The organism is Haemophilus sp. oral taxon 851 str. F0397, assembly GCF_000242295.1.
Taxonomy (GTDB): Bacteria; Pseudomonadota; Gammaproteobacteria; order Enterobacterales; family Pasteurellaceae; genus Haemophilus.
In genome coordinates this window covers 1-18,721 of record NZ_JH591064.1, presented here as the reverse complement: position 1 = coordinate 18,721, position 18,721 = coordinate 1, and the positions used below count along the sequence as shown (strand labels likewise).

At 38.7% G+C, this 18,721-nt stretch carries 21 protein-coding genes; 9 read left to right on the top strand and 12 right to left on the bottom strand.

The genetic code is table 11. From position 1 onward, the window contains the following. Positions 1–64 precede the first annotated feature (64 nt). The 4 genes from cysQ to nudE all read right to left on the bottom strand — a co-directional run bounded on the left by cysQ (position 65) and on the right by nudE (position 4,138). Complete coding sequence (cysQ, locus tag HMPREF9096_RS08530) at positions 65–874, bottom strand: 3'(2'),5'-bisphosphate nucleotidase CysQ (RefSeq protein WP_009499566.1); 810 nt, start codon at positions 872–874, stop codon at positions 65–67. 4 nt (positions 875–878) lie between these two features. Beyond that, the gene (locus HMPREF9096_RS08535; protein ID WP_009499565.1) at positions 879–1,295 is read right to left on the bottom strand and encodes a hypothetical protein; all 417 of its coding nucleotides are present in this window, start codon (positions 1,293–1,295) and stop codon (positions 879–881) included. A gap of 53 nt (positions 1,296–1,348) precedes the next feature. Beyond that, positions 1,349–3,337, bottom strand: coding sequence for an OPT family oligopeptide transporter (locus HMPREF9096_RS08540; protein WP_009499564.1), 1,989 nt, complete (start codon positions 3,335–3,337; stop codon positions 1,349–1,351). A gap of 243 nt (positions 3,338–3,580) precedes the next feature. Next, on the bottom strand, positions 3,581–4,138 hold the full coding sequence (gene nudE / locus HMPREF9096_RS08545; RefSeq protein ID WP_032803200.1) for an ADP compounds hydrolase NudE: 558 nt from the start codon (positions 4,136–4,138) through the stop codon (positions 3,581–3,583). A gap of 70 nt (positions 4,139–4,208) precedes the next feature. Here nudE and hslR point away from each other — a divergent pair, with 70 nt between their 5' ends. Beyond that, entirely contained in the window at positions 4,209–4,604 is a 396-nt protein-coding gene (gene hslR / locus HMPREF9096_RS08550) for a ribosome-associated heat shock protein Hsp15 (RefSeq protein WP_005626656.1), read from the top strand. Positions 4,605–4,629: 25 nt separating this feature from the next. Here the strand turns inward: hslR and asnC are convergent, their stop codons facing one another. Further along, on the bottom strand, positions 4,630–5,082 hold the full coding sequence (gene asnC / locus HMPREF9096_RS08555) for a transcriptional regulator AsnC (RefSeq protein ID WP_005635654.1): 453 nt from the start codon (positions 5,080–5,082) through the stop codon (positions 4,630–4,632). Positions 5,083–5,235: 153 nt separating this feature from the next. On the opposite strand from asnC, the gene asnA reads away from it, so the two are divergent. Next, positions 5,236–6,228 carry an aspartate--ammonia ligase gene (asnA, locus tag HMPREF9096_RS08560; protein WP_009499562.1) on the top strand — a complete coding sequence of 331 codons (993 nt, stop codon included), beginning with the start codon at positions 5,236–5,238 and terminating at the stop codon, positions 6,226–6,228. A gap of 65 nt (positions 6,229–6,293) precedes the next feature. Here asnA and HMPREF9096_RS08565 read toward each other — a convergent pair whose 3' ends face one another. The 4 genes from HMPREF9096_RS08565 to HMPREF9096_RS08580 all read right to left on the bottom strand — a co-directional run bounded on the left by HMPREF9096_RS08565 (position 6,294) and on the right by HMPREF9096_RS08580 (position 12,693). Continuing rightward, positions 6,294–6,968, bottom strand: a complete 675-nt coding sequence (locus tag HMPREF9096_RS08565) for a phosphoglycolate phosphatase (RefSeq protein ID WP_009499561.1) — start codon at positions 6,966–6,968, stop codon at positions 6,294–6,296. Positions 6,969–7,013: 45 nt separating this feature from the next. Further along, positions 7,014–7,688, bottom strand: coding sequence for a ribulose-phosphate 3-epimerase (gene rpe, locus HMPREF9096_RS08570; protein ID WP_009499560.1), 675 nt, complete (start codon positions 7,686–7,688; stop codon positions 7,014–7,016). A 146-nt stretch (positions 7,689–7,834) separates the two neighbouring features. Next, the gene (gene gyrB / locus HMPREF9096_RS08575) at positions 7,835–10,255 is read right to left on the bottom strand and encodes a DNA topoisomerase (ATP-hydrolyzing) subunit B (RefSeq protein WP_009499559.1); all 2,421 of its coding nucleotides are present in this window, start codon (positions 10,253–10,255) and stop codon (positions 7,835–7,837) included. Between the two features lie 125 nt (positions 10,256–10,380). Beyond that, positions 10,381–12,693 (bottom strand): Tex family protein, encoded by a 2,313-nt coding sequence (locus tag HMPREF9096_RS08580; RefSeq protein WP_032803199.1) that lies wholly within the window; start codon positions 12,691–12,693, stop codon positions 10,381–10,383. A 107-nt stretch (positions 12,694–12,800) separates the two neighbouring features. On the opposite strand from HMPREF9096_RS08580, the gene greB reads away from it, so the two are divergent. Beyond that, entirely contained in the window at positions 12,801–13,277 is a 477-nt protein-coding gene (gene greB, locus HMPREF9096_RS08585) for a transcription elongation factor GreB (protein ID WP_009499557.1), read from the top strand. A 69-nt stretch (positions 13,278–13,346) separates the two neighbouring features. Here the strand turns inward: greB and fabR are convergent, their stop codons facing one another. Further along, complete coding sequence (gene fabR, locus HMPREF9096_RS08590) at positions 13,347–13,964, bottom strand: HTH-type transcriptional repressor FabR (protein WP_005629669.1); 618 nt, start codon at positions 13,962–13,964, stop codon at positions 13,347–13,349. Then, a complete protein-coding gene (oxyR, locus tag HMPREF9096_RS08595; RefSeq protein WP_005635648.1) occupies positions 13,964–14,869 on the bottom strand; it encodes a DNA-binding transcriptional regulator OxyR in 906 nt (301 codons plus the stop codon). The genes fabR and oxyR overlap by 1 nt, the downstream gene beginning before the upstream one ends. Before the next feature lie 123 nt (positions 14,870–14,992). Here oxyR and pgdx point away from each other — a divergent pair, with 123 nt between their 5' ends. Next, entirely contained in the window at positions 14,993–15,718 is a 726-nt protein-coding gene (gene pgdx / locus HMPREF9096_RS08600) for a hybrid peroxiredoxin PGdx (RefSeq protein WP_009499556.1), read from the top strand. Positions 15,719–15,809: 91 nt separating this feature from the next. Here the strand turns inward: pgdx and HMPREF9096_RS08605 are convergent, their stop codons facing one another. Next, positions 15,810–16,031 carry a SlyX family protein gene (locus HMPREF9096_RS08605; RefSeq protein ID WP_005630530.1) on the bottom strand — a complete coding sequence of 74 codons (222 nt, stop codon included), beginning with the start codon at positions 16,029–16,031 and terminating at the stop codon, positions 15,810–15,812. A 97-nt stretch (positions 16,032–16,128) separates the two neighbouring features. On the opposite strand from HMPREF9096_RS08605, the gene fkpA reads away from it, so the two are divergent. The 5 genes from fkpA (at position 16,129) to HMPREF9096_RS08630 (ending at position 18,642) form a co-directional block, all read left to right on the top strand. Continuing rightward, positions 16,129–16,854, top strand: a complete 726-nt coding sequence (gene fkpA, locus HMPREF9096_RS08610) for an FKBP-type peptidyl-prolyl cis-trans isomerase (RefSeq protein WP_009499555.1) — start codon at positions 16,129–16,131, stop codon at positions 16,852–16,854. A gap of 90 nt (positions 16,855–16,944) precedes the next feature. Next, entirely contained in the window at positions 16,945–17,610 is a 666-nt protein-coding gene (locus HMPREF9096_RS08615; RefSeq protein WP_009499554.1) for a transcriptional regulator, read from the top strand. Continuing rightward, positions 17,610–17,990, top strand: coding sequence for a sulfurtransferase complex subunit TusD (tusD, locus tag HMPREF9096_RS08620; protein WP_009499553.1), 381 nt, complete (start codon positions 17,610–17,612; stop codon positions 17,988–17,990). The genes HMPREF9096_RS08615 and tusD overlap by 1 nt, the downstream gene beginning before the upstream one ends. Further along, positions 17,987–18,346 (top strand): sulfurtransferase complex subunit TusC, encoded by a 360-nt coding sequence (tusC, locus tag HMPREF9096_RS08625; RefSeq protein WP_009499552.1) that lies wholly within the window; start codon positions 17,987–17,989, stop codon positions 18,344–18,346. The genes tusD and tusC overlap by 4 nt, the downstream gene beginning before the upstream one ends. Before the next feature lie 8 nt (positions 18,347–18,354). Continuing rightward, complete coding sequence (locus HMPREF9096_RS08630; protein WP_009499551.1) at positions 18,355–18,642, top strand: DsrH/TusB family sulfur relay protein; 288 nt, start codon at positions 18,355–18,357, stop codon at positions 18,640–18,642. Positions 18,643–18,721 lie beyond the last annotated feature (79 nt).

Sequence of the window (18,721 nt, the reverse complement as noted above, 5' to 3'; positions counted from 1 at the left end):
TATAAGATTCCGAGTAATGTCGAAAATAATGCCGTATTCTAGAGAAAAAAACCAATCGAACCAATCAATTAAATTGAAAGATAGAACGCCAATCGAGAGATTGATCGCCCACCATGACAAAATGCGGATTAATCAAGGTTTCACGTTGGTTATAGGTTAAAGGCTCAAAATGAGAGTCAAAAATGGCACCGTGAGTTTCACCCAGTAACACTTCAGCGCCAGCGGTATCCCATTCACCAGTTTGTCCTAAACGAACATAACAATCTACTGCGCCCTCAGCCACCAAACCGCTTTTTAAGCTACTTGAACCTACCACAACAAATTCACAAGGAAAATCCTTCGGCAAAATCGACCGCACTTTTTCTTGTGAAGTGGTTGCCCCCACCGCAATTCGTAAAGGGAGGTCAAAATTCAGCGTGTTTTTAGTGAGTTTTTTTACCTGATCCAGTTGTTTTTTAAACGCGCCAAAATTATCCATTGCATAATAAGTTGTCGATAAAATTGGTGCATGAATAACGCTTAATACTGGTTTATTTTTACGAACTAAGGTTATCAACACAGAAAATTGATCGGTACGATTAATGAATTGTTGTGTGCCATCAAGAGGATCAATCAACCAATATTCTTTCCAATTTTTACGTTCTTCAAAGGAAATATGACAATTTTCTTCCGAAAGAACGGGGACATTAGGAAAAAGTGCGGCCAATTTTTCTGTTAAAAATTGGCTCACAAAAAGATCCGCTTCCGTCACAGGCGTGTTGTCTTCTTTCAATTCAACATGAACCTGTTTTTGATAAAACTGTTGCAAATGCTTACCCGCTTGATAAGCAATCAGCAATACTTGGTTAAGTAAGTGTTCGTTTAGCGTGAGCATAAAATTATTCTCTTGTTTTTGGAAGCAACCACGGCATCACAAATAGAGCATAAAACACCATTCCGCATGTGCTTATTAACCCGAGGGATAATCCCCCTTCGCTCAACCAGCCCCAAAAGGAAATTTCTTGTTCGCCGAGCAATAGCAAATAAAAATAAGATGCCATATTGCAGTAAACAAATGAAATGATCGATGAAACTAATACAATCGAAGCAATGTTATAACGTGTGTAACGGAATTTTACAGCTAAAAGTGCGGTTAAAAATGCGGGAATTGTGGCAAGAAGAAATGCTGTGAGAGCATAGCTAGAAAAAGGAACGATAACGCCACTTGAATCATCATCGAACCAAATCAAAAGTGCGGTGACGATTACTTGTAAAATTAGAGGGAAAAAAATAAGTGTTTTTAAGTAAGATTTCATAATAAAAAAATAGGCTATCCAAAAGGTAGCCTATTCTAAAATAAATTTAAAGATTAATCAGATTTTTTCGCACGTAATACGCGAGATGCAAAAATCACAATGCCCACGATAAATACGATTAAACCTAACCACTCGCCAATAGTATCCCAGTTTTCAAGATTTAAGGATAATGGCGCTTCAGAACCACCGGTGGTAACAGAAGCCGCAATAATGAATGCTAAAATAACCCCCATTAAGCTTTCACCTACGATTAAACCTGCAGAGAAAAGGGTACCGAAACGTTCTGCTTTAGCTGACACTTCTTTGTTACCAAGTTTTGCAATATGACGAGTCATGATCCACGCTAAGAATGCACCGACAATCACAGGCATATTAATTGATGGTGGTAAGTAAATACCAATCCCCACAGCAATAACTGGCAAGCCAAAAACTTTGTTGCTGACTTTTTTCAAGAATGCATCAATCGTAATTAACACAGCGCCTAAACCTACACCAGTTAAGATATAAGTCCATTCCAATTTATTTGTGAAAATACCTTGAGAAATGGTAGTCATTAATGTTGCTTGTGGTGCAGATAGGGCTTGTGAAGGATCCATATCTGGACGTGGTAACGCACCGCTGAAACCATATGCATGATATAAGATTTCTAATACTGGTGCGATAACAAGCGCACCGACAAAGCAGCCGATAATTAATGCGACTTGTTGACGCCAAGGTGTCGCATCCACTAATAAACCGGTTTTTAAATCTTGCAAGTTATCATTAGAAATCGTTGCGGTGGTTAAGACAATTGACGCTGTAAAGAGTGTAAGTGCGGTCAAAAATTTCTGACCATCTACGGTTTCAAATAAGCCAGATGCATTACCGATTGACACCAATACCAATGAAATCACGATAACAGAAATAATCCCGATACCAGAAATTGGGCTTGAAGATGAACCCACTAAACCCGCCATATAACCAGAAGCTGCAGCCACAAAGAAGCCGATAAATACAGCTAAGAAAGTACAAACTACAACTAATAAAATGGAAAGCTCAGGTGAAATCGGTGCAGCAGCGATAAAGTGATGTAATGAAATAACAATTAACACAACTGTCGCGATTAAGATATAAATCATTGTTTTTGGAGAAAGGTCGATATCAACGCGGTGCTCAGATTCAGCCTGTCCACCTTTCAACATACGGAAAGAATGTACCATTCCTTCAATCATTGGTTTCATTAAAATAAGTAATGTCCAAATCGCAGCAATACCAATTGTACCTACACCAATAAAGCGTACTTTCGTTTTCCAAACCACCATTGCGGCATCAATTAAGCTTGCGTCTGCCGCGATATCACCTGACATCGTGAAATATGGCACAGCCACACCCCAAGTCAAAATAACACCGATCAACATCGCAATACCACCTACGATACCAATTAAATAACCCGCACCAAGCAAGGCAAGTGAGAAGCCCATTGGTAATTGGAAAGCCGCTTTACCAGTTTGAATCCAAGCGCTTGCACCATCAGCCATCACGCGTAAACCATTCGTTAAAAATGCAACTAATCCCGCTAAAACACCACCGTAAGCAATATCTTTCACACCGCTATCGCCATCTGCATGATTACCCGCTTTTAAGATTTCGGCAGCCGCTACGCCTTCAGGGTAAGGTAAATCACTGTTTACCACCATCGCACGGCGTAATGGAATAGTGAATAACACGCCCAATGTACCACCGGCAGCACAAATCAGCATAGTTTGCCAGAATGGGAAGTCTTGCCAGTACCCCATCATTAATAAGCCTGGTAAGACGAAGATCACAGAAGAAAGTGTCCCCGCTGAAGATGCTTGTGTTTGCACCATGTTATTTTCAAGAATACTAGAATCTTTGAAAAATTTGAGCACAGCCATAGAAATGACGGCCGCCGGAATAGATGACGCGAATGTCATCCCTACTTTTAGACCGAGATACACATTGGATGCAGTGAAAATCACTGTAATCAATGCGCCGAGGATGATCCCTCGAACGGTCAATTCTTTTAAGTTTTCGTTATGCATAAAAATGTTCCTTGAGTAAAAAAAGAAAACACCTAAACATTGTCAAAAATCGAGTATTTTTTCAAGTTTTTTAAAGGGAAATTTGAGCTTGTTAGAAAATATTTAATAAAAAGGGGAATATTTGAATGATTTTTTATTTATAGATAAGCGAAAAAGGCTAACTCAGGGTTGTGTTCATCTGGCTAGCCATGATTTTCCCCTTCAAAAGGGGAAAATGAGAGAACGATAATTAAATTAAGCCTATTATTTTTGGCTTAAATAATCTTTCAATGAATAAAGTGCGGTTAAATTTCTAGCTTCATTGAAACTTGGGTCTGCAAGTAATTCATCAATTTTCGACAATGGAAAACGAACAACTTCTAACGGCTCTGGCTCATCACCTTCTAACTGGCAAGGATAAAAATCCTGAGCAACAAAAATATGCATAACGCTACGCATATAACTTGGATTGGTAATCACCGTACGCAAGAAATCAATTTTATTAGCCCCCAGCCCCAACTCTTCCTTTAATTCACGATTTGCTGCATCTTTCAGTTCTTCACCTTTATCTATGCCGCCTTTAGGAAATCCTAATTCATAACGTTCTGTGCCAACTGAATACTCACGAATCAATAAAAGCTCATCCCCATCAATGGGAACCATCATAACAGCCTGTTGATTACCGGGTTTGAAACGCTCATAAGTACGTAATTCCCCATTAGAAAATGCTAAATCAACAGACTGAATTTCAAATAAACGAGACTTAGCAACGGCTTGTACGGTAAGAATTTTAGGTAATTTTTGGGATGAATCGGATAACATAAGTTTTCCTTTATTTTGTGATAGGATTGGGACAGACTGTACCACAAAATAGCAAAAGAGAAATTCACAAATGGAAGAAAAAGAAGTCAGATTAGATAAATGGTTGTGGGCTGCACGATTTTACAAAACACGTAGCATTGCTAAAGCTATGATTGAAAGTGGCAAAGTGCATTACAACAATCAACGTGCGAAAGTAAGTAAAATTGTGGAAGTAGGCGCAATGTTAAAACTTCGCCAAGGAAACGAAGAAAAAGAAATAAAAATTATCGCCTTAAGCGATCAACGCCGAGGTGCGCCAGAAGCCCAATTACTTTATCAAGAAACCGAAAATAGCGTGAAAAAAAGAGAAGAAATAGCATGGGCAAGAAAAAATAACTCCCTTTCAATGCCCCATCCTGATCGTCGCCCAAACAAAAAAGAGCGGAGAGATTTATTGAAATTTAAACATCAGGATAAATTTGAATAAAAATTTCACCGCACTTTCTATGTTCTTAAGGTTTAATATCTCGCAAAATTGGATTTTGCATTGAAATCAAGGTTTCAGTGGACTGAATTTCATCTATTAACTGAATCTTGGTCGCCAAAACAGAATGTAATTCTGCGATTGTGTGTGTCATCACTTTTAAGAAAATTGAGTAATTGCCCGTTGTATAATAGGCTTCCACTACTTCATCAAAACTTTCTAGCTTTTTGATCACTTTCTCATAATCTTTTGCACTTTTTAGAATAATGCCGATAAAACAGCATACGTCATAACCTAATTTACGCTCATCAATGATCACCTTCGTGCCTTCAATAATGCCCGATTGGCGCATTTTTTCTACTCGCACATGAATCGTTCCCGGGCTGACACCAAAATTTTTAGCCATTTCGGCATAGGGAGTTCTCGCATCTTTGGTGAGTACACGTAATATTTGCTGATCTAAACTGTCAATGTTGTGCATAAAATCGCCTCCTTTAGATTTTATTTAATTTTTCTTTTCTGATTTAGATAATATTCAATTTAAAAAAGAAAGCAAACAAAATACTTGAAACAAAAGTAATATTTATTAAATAATACATAAAAATATCACCTATTGTTAAAAAGGGTTATCAAAATGAAAAAGACATTTATTTTACAACAACAAGAAATCAGTTTTGTGAAGAATACCTTCACCCAAAATCTTATTGAACAACTTGGCATTATTGAAGTACAAGGCCCGATCTTGAGCCAAGTGGGTAACGGAATGCAAGATAACTTATCTGGCATTGAAAAAGCCGTTCAAGTTAACGTAAAATGTATTCCAAATGCTGTATTTGAAGTCGTGCATTCTCTTGCGAAATGGAAACGCCATACTCTTGCTCGCTTCAACTTCAAAGAAGGCGAAGGTTTGTTTGTTCATATGAAAGCATTACGCCCAGATGAAGATTCTCTTGACCCAACTCACTCTGTTTATGTGGATCAATGGGACTGGGAAAAAGTGATTCCTGAAGGTCGTCGTAATTTTGAATACTTAAAAGAAACGGTAAATTCTATTTATCGTGCTATTCGCTTAACGGAATTAGCCGTAGAAGCTCGTTTTGATATTCCTTCAATTCTTCCAAAACACATTACCTTTGTGCATAGCGAAGATTTAGTAAAACGCTATCCAGATTTAAGCAGTAAAGAGCGTGAAAACGCAATTTGTAAAGAATACGGTGCAGTATTCTTGATCGGGATTGGCGGCAAACTTTCAGATGGCAAACCTCATGATGGTCGTGCACCTGACTATGATGACTGGACGACTGAATCTGAAAATGGCTATAAAGGCTTAAACGGTGATATTTTGGTATGGAATGATCAATTAGGCAAAGCATTTGAACTTTCCTCAATGGGTATCCGCGTAGATGAAAGTGCATTACGCTTACAAGTTGGCCTAACAGGTGATGAAGACCGTTTAAAAATGGATTGGCACCAAGATTTATTAAACGGTAAATTACCATTAACTATCGGCGGTGGTATCGGTCAATCTCGCTTAGCAATGCTTTTACTTCGTAAAAAACATATCGGTGAAGTGCAATCAAGCGTATGGCCAAAAGAAATGTTAGAAGAGTTTTCAAATATTCTTTAAAAATAATTTCTTTGATAAAAGAAGTGCGGTGAATTTTCACCGCACTTTTTTGTTAGATAAGAAACTTAAAGAATCGTTAATAGCTGGGCAAAATCATCAAACACCCAATCTGGATTAGATTCGCTGATAGGGATATTGTAATTGTAGCCATAAGTTAAACCAACAACCGCACAGCCCGCAGCGTGGCCTGCGATAATATCATTTTTAGAATCGCCCACGAAAAGCACTTGGCGTGGTTCAAAACCAAATTTTCCGCATAAATAATAAAGCGGACCTGGATGTGGTTTAATAGCAGGTAAAGACTGACCACCCAACATTTCACTAAATAAATGATCAATCCCAAACGCTGCCAATACTGGTTGAACATGTCTTGTGGGTTTATTGGTAACAACTGCTAGGACATAGCCTTTTTCTTTTAAGGTTTCTAATGTTTCTTTTACATTCGGATACAAGCGGCTGACATTACATAAATTCTCGCCATAATAAAAATTAAAACGCTCTGTTACCTGCTTAATCTCTTCTTCAGTTAAAACTTTTCCTGTTTGTTTTTGCGCCCAATCTAACGCACGGGCAATTAATACAGGCGCCCCATTACCGATCCAAGTTAACACTAATTCTTCTGGTGCTTGCGGTAAATCGAATTCAGCCAAAGCTGAATTTACGGATAACGCTAAATCAGGTAGGCTATTTACCAACGTACCATCTAAATCAAAGCCAATAAGTTTAAATTGTGTATTCATTGTTTTTCTCTGTTCTATTGCAATCGCATTTCATTAAAATGACAGTTATGCTCTCACACTCGCTAACTGTGTACGCATTTGGTCAATAACTTGTTTATAATCTGGCTTACCAAAAATTGCGGAGCCTGCCACAAACATATCTGCGCCCGCCGCTGCAATTTCCGCAATATTATCAACCTTCACACCGCCATCAACTTCAAGACGAATGTCATAACCACTTTCATCAATGATCTTACGAGCCTGTTGTAATTTCTTCAACGTTGCTGGAATAAAAGATTGTCCGCCAAATCCGGGATTAACTGACATTAATAAAACCACATCCACTTTATCCAAAACGTAATCTAAATAGCTCAACGGCGTCGCAGGATTAAAAACTAATCCAGATTTACAACCACAATCACGAATAAGCTGCAAAGAGCGGTCAATATGTTCGCTAGATTCTGGGTGGAAAGTGATGTAGTTCGCACCTGCTTTAGCAAAATCGGGAATAATACGATCGACCGGTTTTACCATCAAATGCACATCAATCGGTGCGGTAATGTCATAATCACGTAAGGCTTGACATACCGCAGGCCCAAAAGTGAGATTAGGTACATAATGGTTATCCATAACATCAAAATGAATAACATCAGCGCCCGCATTAAGTACGTTTTGTACATCATCACCAAGACGAGCAAGATCGGCAGAAAGAATTGATGGGGCGATAAGATAAGGTTTCATAAAGGTTCTCCGTTGAGAAAATGAGTGCATTTAGTTTACTCACTTAAGTTCAAAAAACCAATAGTAATCCTTATATGAAATAACAAGATAAACAAAGAAAGGGCACTTTAGTGCCCTTTCAGTTATTAATATAAATAGACGAAAATTTACACGTCTAAATTTGCTCTTAACGCATTCAGCTCAATGAACTCACGGCGTGGCTCAACTTCATCTCCCATTAAGGTCGTGAAGAGTTGATCCGCTGCAACAGCATCCTTAATAGAAACTTTCAACATACGACGTGAATTTGGATCCATTGTGGTTTCCCAAAGTTGGTCTGCGTTCATTTCACCAAGTCCTTTATAACGTTGTACTTCAAGGCCTTTGCGAGATTCTTTCACTAACCATTCAACGGCTTGTTCAAAAGTACGCACTGGTTGTACTTTTTCACCGCGTGTGACATAAGCACCCTCTTCTAATAAACCATTGAGTTGTTTATTAAGAGAAACAATTTTCGCGTATTCATTGCCGTGAACAAAATCAAAATTCAAGAAATAATCGGTATCAATACCGTGTTTACGAACAGTAATTACTGCTTCATATACTTGGCGTTCCGCGTTAAATTGTGTACGCACTGAATATTGATGCGCTTCTGTTTCTTTTGCGGTCAGTTGTTCAACAAAAGATTTACCCCAATTTTCCACCGCACTTTCGTCTTTCATCATTTCAACAGAAATTGGCGACTGATAAATTAATCCTTGCAATACAGGGGCTGGATAATGGCGGCTTAAACGACCGATAAGTTTTTGTACGCTGTTATATTCTGCCACCAATTTTTCAAATACAAGGGCATTCATTGCTGGTGCATTTGCGCTGATATGTAATTCTGCGCCATCTAACGCAAGCGTTAATTCATATTGCTCCATTTCATCTGCATCTTTAATGTAGCGTTCTTGTTTTCCTTTTTTCACTTTGTAAAGTGGCGGCTGAGCAATGTAAACATAACCACGCTCAATAAGCTCAGGCATTTGACGATAGAAGAACGTTAAAAGCAACGTACGAATGTGAGAACCATCCACATCAGCATCAGTCATGATAATGATATGATGATAGCGTAATTTATCAGGGTTATATTCATCACGACCAATACCGCAACCTAAGGCAGTAATCAATGTTCCCACCTCTTGGGAAGACAACATTTTGTCGAAACGTGCTTTTTCTACGTTTAAGATTTTACCTTTCAATGGCAAAATTGCTTGAGTTTTACGATCACGACCAACTTTTGCAGAACCACCCGCGGAGTCACCCTCCACTAAGTAAAGTTCAGAAAGTGCAGGATCTTTTTCTTGGCAGTCTGCAAGTTTACCCGGTAAACCTGCAATATCTAATGCCCCTTTACGGCGCGTCATTTCACGAGCTTTACGTGCGGCTTCGCGCGCACGAGCGGCCATAATAATTTGATTTACAATGATTTTTGCATCTGCAGGATTTTCCAATAAATATTCCTGCATTTTTTCATTCATCGCTGATTCCACCGCACTTTTAACTTCTGAAGACACGAGTTTGTCTTTAGTTTGCGATGAGAATTTTGGATCAGGCACTTTAACTGAAATAATCGCAACCAAACCTTCACGAGCATCATCACCTGAAGTGGCCACTTTTTCTTTTTTCAGCATACCTTCGTTTTCCATGTAGCTATTTAAGCTACGGGTTAAAGCCCCACGGAAACCTGCTAGGTGAGTACCGCCATCACGTTGAGGAATATTATTGGTAAAGCAATACACGTTTTCATTTACACCATCATTCCACTGCAACGCGACTTCTACACCGATGCCATCTTTCTCAGCTGTAAAATAAAATGGCTTTGGATGAATTGGGTTTTTATTTTTGTTCAAATATTCGACGAATGCTTGAATACCGCCTTCGTAATGGAAATGATCTTCTGAGCCATCACGTTTATCGATTAAACGAATAGATACGCCTGAGTTCAAGAAAGAAAGCTCACGTAAGCGTTTTGCTAAGATTTTGTAATCAAAGGTTGTGATAGCAAAAATATCTGAGCTTGGCCAGAAACGAACCGTTGTCCCCGTTGCCTCAGTGTCGCCAATCACTGTCAATGGCGCTTGTGGCTCACCTAAATGATAGAATTGCTCATGAACATGACCTTGACGACGAATAGTTAATTGTAATTTATCAGAAAGCGCATTCACCACTGATACGCCCACACCGTGTAAACCGCCCGATACTTTATAAGAGTTATCGTCAAATTTACCGCCAGCGTGAAGCACGGTCATGATAACTTCTGCTGCAGAAACGCCCTCTTCAGGGTGAATATCCACAGGAATACCACGCCCATCATCTTGTACCGATACAGAATTATCATCATGAATTGTCACGATAATATCGGAACAATGGCCAGCGAGGGCTTCATCAATGGCATTATCCACCACTTCAAATACCATATGGTGCAAACCAGTACCGTCATCGGTATCACCGATATACATACCTGGACGTTTACGCACCGCATCAAGGCCTTTTAATACTTTAATGCTCGATGCACCATAGTTATCATTGGTCGTTTCTGACATAATTTATCTCATTCTTTTGTAAATAAAAATTGGGCGAGATTATAGCAAAAAATCGCCGTTTTGGCGATGCTTTTCGGGAAAGGATAGTTATAAAAAAAGGGCAAATAATTTCGCCCTATAACTTGTTATTTTTTCCAATTTTTTAGCGCATCAGCAAAAGCATTACCCATCGCATTATTACCTCTTGAACTACGCTCCTCTCGTTGCGTATTTCCACGAGGCCTTGCTGATAAAGTGCGGTCAGATTTGCCGTCATTTTTGACCGCACTTTCATCTAATCGCATCGTTAACGCAATACGTTTACGCGGCACATCTACTTCCAACACTTTTACTTTTACGATATCGCCAGTTTTCACCACTTGATGTGGATCTTCGACGAATTTATCGCTTAATGATGAAATATGTACTAAACCGTCTTGGTGAACACCAATATCCACAAATGCGCCGAAATTAGTTACATTAGTGACAGTACCTTCTAAAATCATGCCTGGTTTTAAATCGGTGATTTCTTCTACGCCTTCTGCGAATACCGCAGTTTTAAATTCACCACGCGGATCGCGGCCTGGTTTTTCCAATTCTTTGAAAATATCTTGAACCGTTGGTAAACCAAATTGCTCATCAATAAATTGTTTCGCATCAAGCTGACGTACTACACCGGCATTGCCCATTAAATCTTGAATAGATTGCGCGGTTGCTTGCAAGATTTTTTCGACCACAGGATAAGCTTCTGGGTGAACACCTGAAGCATCAAGTGGATTTTTCCCGTCTGCAATACGCATAAAGCCTGCACATTGCTCAAAGGCTTTTGGCCCTAAACGAGGTACTTTTTTCAATTCGCTGCGGCTTTCAAAACGACCATTTTCATCACGATATTCCACAATGTTTTGCGCTAAGGTTTTCGTCATTCCAGCCACACGAGCTAATAATGGTGCGGATGCGGTATTTAAATCTACGCCTACCGCGTTTACGCAGTCTTCCACCACTGCATCGAGTTTACGCGCAAGTTGGGTTTGGTTTACATCGTGCTGATATTGCCCAACACCAATGGCTTTCGGTTCGATTTTCACTAATTCTGCCAATGGATCTTGTAAACGACGGGCGATAGATACCGCCCCCCGTAAAGACACATCTAAATTTGGGAATTCATTTGCGGCAAATTCAGAAGCTGAATAAACGGACGCGCCCGCTTCGCTCACCACAACGGTTTGCGGTTTATTTTCTTTAATTTCTTTAATGACTTCTTTCGCAAAACGTTCGGTTTCACGAGAAGCAGTACCATTACCAATGGCAATTAACTCTACGTTATGTTTGCGGATTAAACTAAAAATTGCCACTTGCGCTTCGGCTTCACGGCCTGTGTGTGGATAAATGGTGGTGGTATCTAATAATTTACCTGTATTATCCACCACCGCGACTTTAACCCCCGTACGCAAGCCCGGGTCCAAGCCCATGGTGCTCTTCGCGCCAGCGGGTGCTGCCATTAAAAGTGCGGTCAGATTTCGAGCGAAAACATCAATAGCCTCTTCTTCCGCTTTTTCACGTAAACTTGCCATTAATTCCGTTTCTAAATGCAACGAAACTTTGATTTTCCATGTCCACGCAATCACTTGCTCACGCCATTTATCCGCAGGATGACCCGTGAAACGTACATCTAAATAATCACGAATAATTTCTTCACAATAGCTTTGGCGACTTCCCTCTTCTGCATCAGGATCAGCATTTAAGCTTAATTGTAAAATACCCTCATTACGTCCACGGAACATCGCTAATGCACGGTGAGAAGGAACATTTTTCAATAATTCTTGGTGATCGAAATAATCTTGGAATTTTGCGCCTTCCGTTTCTTTGCCTTCGATCACTTTAGATACGATAACGGCATTTTTCGCTAAATAATCACGGACTTTCGCTAATAAACCTGCATCTTCAGCAAAACGCTCCATTAAAATATAGCGTGCACCATCAAGGGCTACTTTGGTGTCTGTCACGCCTTTATCAGCATCAACAAAGGAAAGTGCGGTTGATTCAGGATCATTTTTTGGCTCGCTCCAAAGTAAATCAGCTAATGGCTCAAGACCGGCTTCAATAGCAATTTGTCCTTTGGTGCGACGTTTTGGTTTGTATGGCAAATACAAATCTTCTAATTCAGTTTTGCTTTGGGTCGCATGGATTTTATCGCGCAATTCATCGGTCAATTTCCCTTGTTCTTCAATGGATTTCAAGATGGTTTGACGACGCTCTTCTAATTCACGCAAATAAATTAAACGGGTTTCAAAATGACGAAGTTGGGTGTCATCCAAGCCACCAGTGGCTTCTTTACGATAACGTGCAATAAATGGAATGGTGTTGCCATCATCTAATAATTGAATGGCCGCGAGGATTTGTTGGGGTTGAACGTTTAATTCAGCCGCAATAATTTGGCTAATTTGTTGATTTAACATTGTCATACTTTTTTGTTATGAAAGGATTCGAGAAAAAACGGAGATAGAATACTGGTTTTAGGCTGTTGGCTCAAATATAATTCGAAAAACTTTCTTTTATTTTTATTATGGCAAAATCAAATTATATTACCCGTCAAGGCTGGAATGAGCTTGACCAAGAACTCAAGTTTTTGTGGAAAGAAGAACGCCCAAAAGTTACTCAAGCAGTCTCAGATGCCGCCGCTCTTGGTGACCGCAGTGAGAATGCAGAATATATTTACGGAAAACGTCGTTTACGTGAAATCGATCGTCGAGTACGTTTTTTAACTAAAAGATTGGAAGTGCTACAAATCGTCGATTACAACCCCAAGCAAGAAGGGAAAGTTTTTTTCGGGGCATGGGTAGAATTGGAAAATGAAGATGGTGAAACCAAGCAATACCGTATCGTCGGCTGTGATGAATTTGCCCCTGCAAAAAATTGGATATCTATTGATTCCCCAGTAGCTCGAGCTTTAATCGGAAAAACATTAGACGACGAAGTGCGGGTAGAAACACCCTCAGGTTTCATCACACTTTATGTGAATAAAATTTGGTATGAGAAATAACTCGGAAAAATAAAAGATAGTGAATATCTAAGCACAAAGAGAAAACTAATAGGCTAGATATAAACTATCTTACTTGCCTCTTTCCTTATTCGCTGCAAAATCAGCGCCTTTTGCAAGCATTCTCAACTGCAAAATCACTCGAGCTTTAAGTTGCTCACGTTCAGCTTTACTCATATCTAAAGCATTAGCCCCGGCAGTGAATACGATTGTTACGATGCCCTCCGCTTGAACATAAGCAACATATTGCGAATACTGATGTTTGTAGGAAATATATTCAGCTAACTCATCAACAAAATGCTTAATTTCACGTGCTGCCGCAGTACGAAAAGCTTGAGAAGTTCCTGAACTTTCGCGTAATAGCAAGCGGAAAACGTTCGTACTGTTAGTGATGAATTCAAAAAATGTATCTACAGAAACTGAAATAACGCTACCGCCAGCATCAATACGTTTACGCGCTTGACGCATTAATTGGCGCAACATTAAACCAGCCTCATCCACCATTTCTAAGCCGAGTTCATCCATATCGCTAAAATGGCGATAGAAAGATGTAGGCGCAATTCCAGCCTCACGGGCAACTTCTCTCAAACTCAAATTAGAAAAACTTTTTTCTGCACTAAGTTGATTAAATGCCGCATCCACTAAAGCGCGGCGAGTTTTTTCTTTTTGAACAGCACGAACACCAGCCATTATTTCAACCCACCTAGAATAGATTTAACTTCATCGCTGACCGCACTTGCCACACGCTCATAACGATTACGCAATGGTGAACCAGGACGATAAACCAATGCAATGGTGCGTGATGGCTCAGGCGAATAACAAGGAATATATTTCACACCTTTGCGCGTACCTTCATTTAGTACCGCTAATTCAGGCATAAAAGTGATACCTGCATTTGCAGCCACCATATTGCGCAAAGTTTCAAGACTAGTTGCTTGGAAATGGGAATTTTCTTTTGCGCCAGCAGTGAAGCAATAATCTAGCGCTTGATTACGCAAACAATGACCATCATCAAGCATTAACATTTCTTGACCATTTAACTGATTCATTGGAAGTTTACTTTCTTGAGCCCAAGGATGATGCTCTGATACGGCAAGTAACATTTTCTCATTGAAAATAGGTACTTCAATAAACGCCTCAGTTTCTGGAACAGTGGCAACGATAGCACAATCTAAACGTCCCGTTTCCAATTGTTCTAATAATTGATGCGTTTGCGCTTCATAAAGAAAAACTTCTAAATCAGGGAATGCCGCTTTTAACGTTGGCACAATATAAGGGAGCAAGTAAGGACCAACCGTTGGAATTAAACCGATGTGTAATGGCCCAGTCATTTCTTTACCTTGATTGCTCGCCATTTCTTTCAATAATTTAACTTCTCGAAGAACTGTGCGAGCCTGATCAACTAATAACATCCCAGATTGAGTAAACAACACTTTACGGCTAGTGCGCTCTAACAAAATAATACCGAGCTCATCTTCTAATTTACGAATTTGACCACTTAATGTTGGTTGGCTCACATTACAAGAATCGGCAGCACGGCGGAAATGTTTATATTCAGATAAGGCAACAAGATATTCTAGATCACGGATATTCATGAGATTTTCCCTATAGAAAAATTCAATTAAAAGAATAGAATTAATTGATTATGACTATATCATAATTTTCCCTATAATACAGCGCATAAAATTTAAATTAACAACCAATAGGAGAAAAAAACAATGTCTAATATGGAAGGAAAAAAAGTCCCTCAAGTGACATTCCGCACTCGTCAGGGTGATAAATGGGTTGATGTAACTACCTCTGAATTATTTGATAACAAAACAGTGATCGTGTTCTCATTACCAGGCGCATTCACTCCAACTTGCTCATCATCACACTTACCACGTTACAACGAATTAGCACCAGTATTCAAAAAATACGGTGTAGACGATATTCTCGTTGTATCTGTAAATGATACTTTCGTAATGAACGCATGGAAAGAAGATGAAAAATCTGAAAACATCACTTTCATTCCAGATGGTAATGGTGAATTTACCGAAGGCATGGGTATGTTAGTTGGTAAAGAAGATTTAGGCTTCGGCAAACGTTCATGGCGTTATTCTATGCTTGTGAAAAACGGCGTAGTTGAAAAAATGTTTATCGAACCAAACGAACCAGGCGATCCGTTCAAAGTATCCGATGCTGACACTATGTTGAAATATCTTGCGCCACAACATCAAGTGCAAGAATCTATTTCAATCTTCACAAAACCTGGCTGTCCTTTCTGTGCAAAAGCAAAACAACTTTTACACGATAAAGGCTTAAGCTTCGAAGAAATCGTATTAGGTCACGATGCAACAATCGTGAGCGTACGTGCAGTTTCAGGTCGTACTACTGTTCCACAAGTGTTTATCGGTGGTAAACACATTGGCGGTAGCGACGATTTGGAAAAATACTTTGCATAAGCAGGCAAGTATTTAGCTGATTATTATTTGGGAATGTAATTTAAAGGGCGCATTAAGCGCCCTTTTCATTTGTACGAATTTATTGCAAAAATTAATAATGGGGTGGTGGCGTTTCTTCAGATTGGCTTGCAATGTTAGACGGTTGAAAATCTTTTAATTTATTTGCCATATAACGCAATTGGACTTGCATTTTATCAATATCAAATTGCTGTTGAACTAAAGCGTGATTTAATTCATCTAATAACTGTTCCTGAAATGCAATTTTCGTTTCAAGTTCTTCGATGCGATTTTCTAACATTTGTTGAATTTGCATAAATTTTCTCTAAATTCTAAAAAAAAGTTGAGAATAGATAGAAAGCCATTTAATCTATTCCTCGTATTATTCCATTCATTATAAAGGATTAACTCATATGTTAAAAATTCAAAAATTATCTATCGCAGCATTAATGGTAAGTGCGGTGATTTCTGGCCAAGTTTTTGCAGAAGATAGCGTATTCGATGAGAAAGCCGCATCTTATGCCGTGGGTACGCTCATGGGCGGTCAAATGAAAGATCTTGTAGATTCACACAAAGAAGTCATCAAATATGATAATGCGCGTATTTTAGATGGTTTAAAAGATGCCTTAGAAGGCAAAGTGGATGTTCGTAAAGATGAAAAAATCCAAAAAACCTTAGAATCTATTGAAGCAAAATTAATGGCTGCATCAAAAGCAAAAGCAGAATCTATTGCTAAACAAGCAAAAGAAGAAGGTGATAAATTCCGCGCTGAATTTGCTAAAGGTAAAGATGTAAAAACTACGCAATCTGGTTTAATGTACAAAATTGAAAACGCTGGTAAAGGCGATGCAATCAAATCAACAGATACGGTTAAAGTACATTACACGGGTAAATTACCAAATGGAAAAGTATTTGATAGCTCCGTAGAACGCGGTCAGCCTGTAGAATTTCAACTTAATCAAGTAATTAAAGGCTGGACTGAAGGTCTTCAATTAGTGAAAAAAGGCGGAAAAATTCAATTAGTCATTGCCCCTGAATTAGGCTATGGCGAACAAGGTGCTGGCGCATCTATTCCACCAAATTCAACATTAATTTTTGATGTAGAAGTATTAGACGTCAATCCAAAAGCTGCAAAATAATTAATGAGTTTAATAGCGCGCGTTCTTTAACGCGTGCTTTTTATTATAAAAAAACGAGCGGAATTTTTACCGTACTTTTAATCTAACACCATGACTTTAAACGACAAATATCCTTTCACCGACGAAGATCGCACTATCATAAATTCCTACAAAGCGGTCGTTGATGGTGTAGGCGCTCTTATTGGCGAACACTGCGAAATCGTGCTTCATTCTCTAGAAGATATTGAACATTCTGCTATTTGTATTGCTAACGGACATAACACTAATCGACAAGTTGGTTCGCCAATCACCGATCTTGCCTTACGTTCACTACGAAATATGCAAAGCGAAAGTGTTTCAAAGCCTTATTTTACACGAGCAAAAGGCAGCGTACTGATGAAATCAGTTACTATCGCTATTCGCAATAAAACTCAACGTATTATTGGTTTACTTTGCATCAATATCAATTTAGATGTACCCGTATCTCAATTTTTGCAATGCTTTATGCCAATGGAGCATACAAATGAAACCTCTTCAGTGAACTTTGCGAGTTCAGTGGAAGACTTGGTTGCGCAGACTATTGAAAAAACAATAGAAGAAGTCAATGCAGATCGCTCTGTTGCCAATAATACTAAAAACCGACAAATCGTCCTTTCTCTTTACGAAAAAGGCATTTTTGATATTAAAGATGCGATTAATTTAGTCGCTGAACGTTTAGATATTTCCCGACATACGGTTTACCTGTACATCCGCCAAATCAAACAAGAGCAAGAATAATGCGCTATGTTATCGCCGTCAAAAGCCCTATTTACGGAAAACAAGGGGCATTTTTAGCTTATCAATTTGCAGAAGCCTTAATCAAAAAAGGACACGAAATCTCACAGATTTTTTTCTTTCAAGATGGGGTAAGCAACGGAAATACATTGGTGTATCCAGCTAATGATGAAGTTAATTTACAAAAACATTGGCAAATGTTTTCCATCACCCACAATGTTCCTTTGCATTTATGTGTTGCAGCATCTCAACGACGAGGTGTTGTTGATAACTTAACGACATCAACCACAGATCACTACAATCTCGCAGAGAAATTCACAATTGCAGGCCTTGGTGAATTTATGGCAGCAAGTTTAAAAGCAGATCGAGTAATAACCCTATGAAGATAGCCTTTTTATTTCGCACATCGCCACATGGCACATCCATTTCACGAGAAGGCTTAGATTCAATTCTTGCCACAACAGCTTTTTGTGAGCCAGATGACATTGGTGTATTTTTTATAGATGATGGTGTACTAAATCTTATTAATCATCAACAACCTGAACTCATTCAACAGAAAGATTTCATTAGAACCTTTAAATTATTAGATTTATATGATGTAAAACAACGCTTTATCTGCACAGAGTCTTTACAGAAATTTAAGCTAGAGAATAAGCAACTCATCCTATCTTGTGAAAAAATTGACCGATCTTTATTGATAGAAAAGCTTAATCAAGCAGAAAAATTGTTTACTTTCTAAGGAATATTATGATTTATACATTTTCTCAATCAGATTATCCCAAAACTGAACTAGATGATTACTTTTCATACATTACAGAAAAAGATGCGGTAATATTATGGCAAGATGGTGTGTTATTGGCAGTAAAATATCCTGATTATTTTGCCAAATGTAAAGGGAATTGCATGATATTGAAACAAGATATTTTAGCAAGAAATCTCACCGCACTTTTACCTCAAAGCAGCAAAATAAAATTAATTTCAATAGAAGAACTTGTTGGAATCACTGAAAATTATTCACCGCAGCTATCACTATAAAATCAAATAATCTAGTAAATACTTAAGCGAAATATCAGACACAGAATAAACAAAAAGTGCGGAGAATTTTCCCCGCACT

Coding starts and splice junctions, on each gene's coding strand:
- cysQ (WP_009499566.1), bottom strand. CDS start 874: ATGCTCACGCTAAACGAACACTTACTTAACCAAGTATTGCTGATTGCT.
- HMPREF9096_RS08535 (WP_009499565.1), bottom strand. CDS start 1,295: ATGAAATCTTACTTAAAAACACTTATTTTTTTCCCTCTAATTTTACAA.
- HMPREF9096_RS08540 (WP_009499564.1), bottom strand. CDS start 3,337: ATGCATAACGAAAACTTAAAAGAATTGACCGTTCGAGGGATCATCCTC.
- nudE (WP_032803200.1), bottom strand. CDS start 4,138: ATGTTATCCGATTCATCCCAAAAATTACCTAAAATTCTTACCGTACAA.
- hslR (WP_005626656.1), top strand. CDS start 4,209: ATGGAAGAAAAAGAAGTCAGATTAGATAAATGGTTGTGGGCTGCACGA.
- asnC (WP_005635654.1), bottom strand. CDS start 5,082: ATGCACAACATTGACAGTTTAGATCAGCAAATATTACGTGTACTCACC.
- asnA (WP_009499562.1), top strand. CDS start 5,236: ATGAAAAAGACATTTATTTTACAACAACAAGAAATCAGTTTTGTGAAG.
- HMPREF9096_RS08565 (WP_009499561.1), bottom strand. CDS start 6,968: ATGAATACACAATTTAAACTTATTGGCTTTGATTTAGATGGTACGTTG.
- rpe (WP_009499560.1), bottom strand. CDS start 7,688: ATGAAACCTTATCTTATCGCCCCATCAATTCTTTCTGCCGATCTTGCT.
- gyrB (WP_009499559.1), bottom strand. CDS start 10,255: ATGTCAGAAACGACCAATGATAACTATGGTGCATCGAGCATTAAAGTA.
- HMPREF9096_RS08580 (WP_032803199.1), bottom strand. CDS start 12,693: ATGTTAAATCAACAAATTAGCCAAATTATTGCGGCTGAATTAAACGTT.
- greB (WP_009499557.1), top strand. CDS start 12,801: ATGGCAAAATCAAATTATATTACCCGTCAAGGCTGGAATGAGCTTGAC.
- fabR (WP_005629669.1), bottom strand. CDS start 13,964: ATGGCTGGTGTTCGTGCTGTTCAAAAAGAAAAAACTCGCCGCGCTTTA.
- oxyR (WP_005635648.1), bottom strand. CDS start 14,869: ATGAATATCCGTGATCTAGAATATCTTGTTGCCTTATCTGAATATAAA.
- pgdx (WP_009499556.1), top strand. CDS start 14,993: ATGTCTAATATGGAAGGAAAAAAAGTCCCTCAAGTGACATTCCGCACT.
- HMPREF9096_RS08605 (WP_005630530.1), bottom strand. CDS start 16,031: ATGCAAATTCAACAAATGTTAGAAAATCGCATCGAAGAACTTGAAACG.
- fkpA (WP_009499555.1), top strand. CDS start 16,129: ATGTTAAAAATTCAAAAATTATCTATCGCAGCATTAATGGTAAGTGCG.
- HMPREF9096_RS08615 (WP_009499554.1), top strand. CDS start 16,945: ATGACTTTAAACGACAAATATCCTTTCACCGACGAAGATCGCACTATC.
- tusD (WP_009499553.1), top strand. CDS start 17,610: ATGCGCTATGTTATCGCCGTCAAAAGCCCTATTTACGGAAAACAAGGG.
- tusC (WP_009499552.1), top strand. CDS start 17,987: ATGAAGATAGCCTTTTTATTTCGCACATCGCCACATGGCACATCCATT.
- HMPREF9096_RS08630 (WP_009499551.1), top strand. CDS start 18,355: ATGATTTATACATTTTCTCAATCAGATTATCCCAAAACTGAACTAGAT.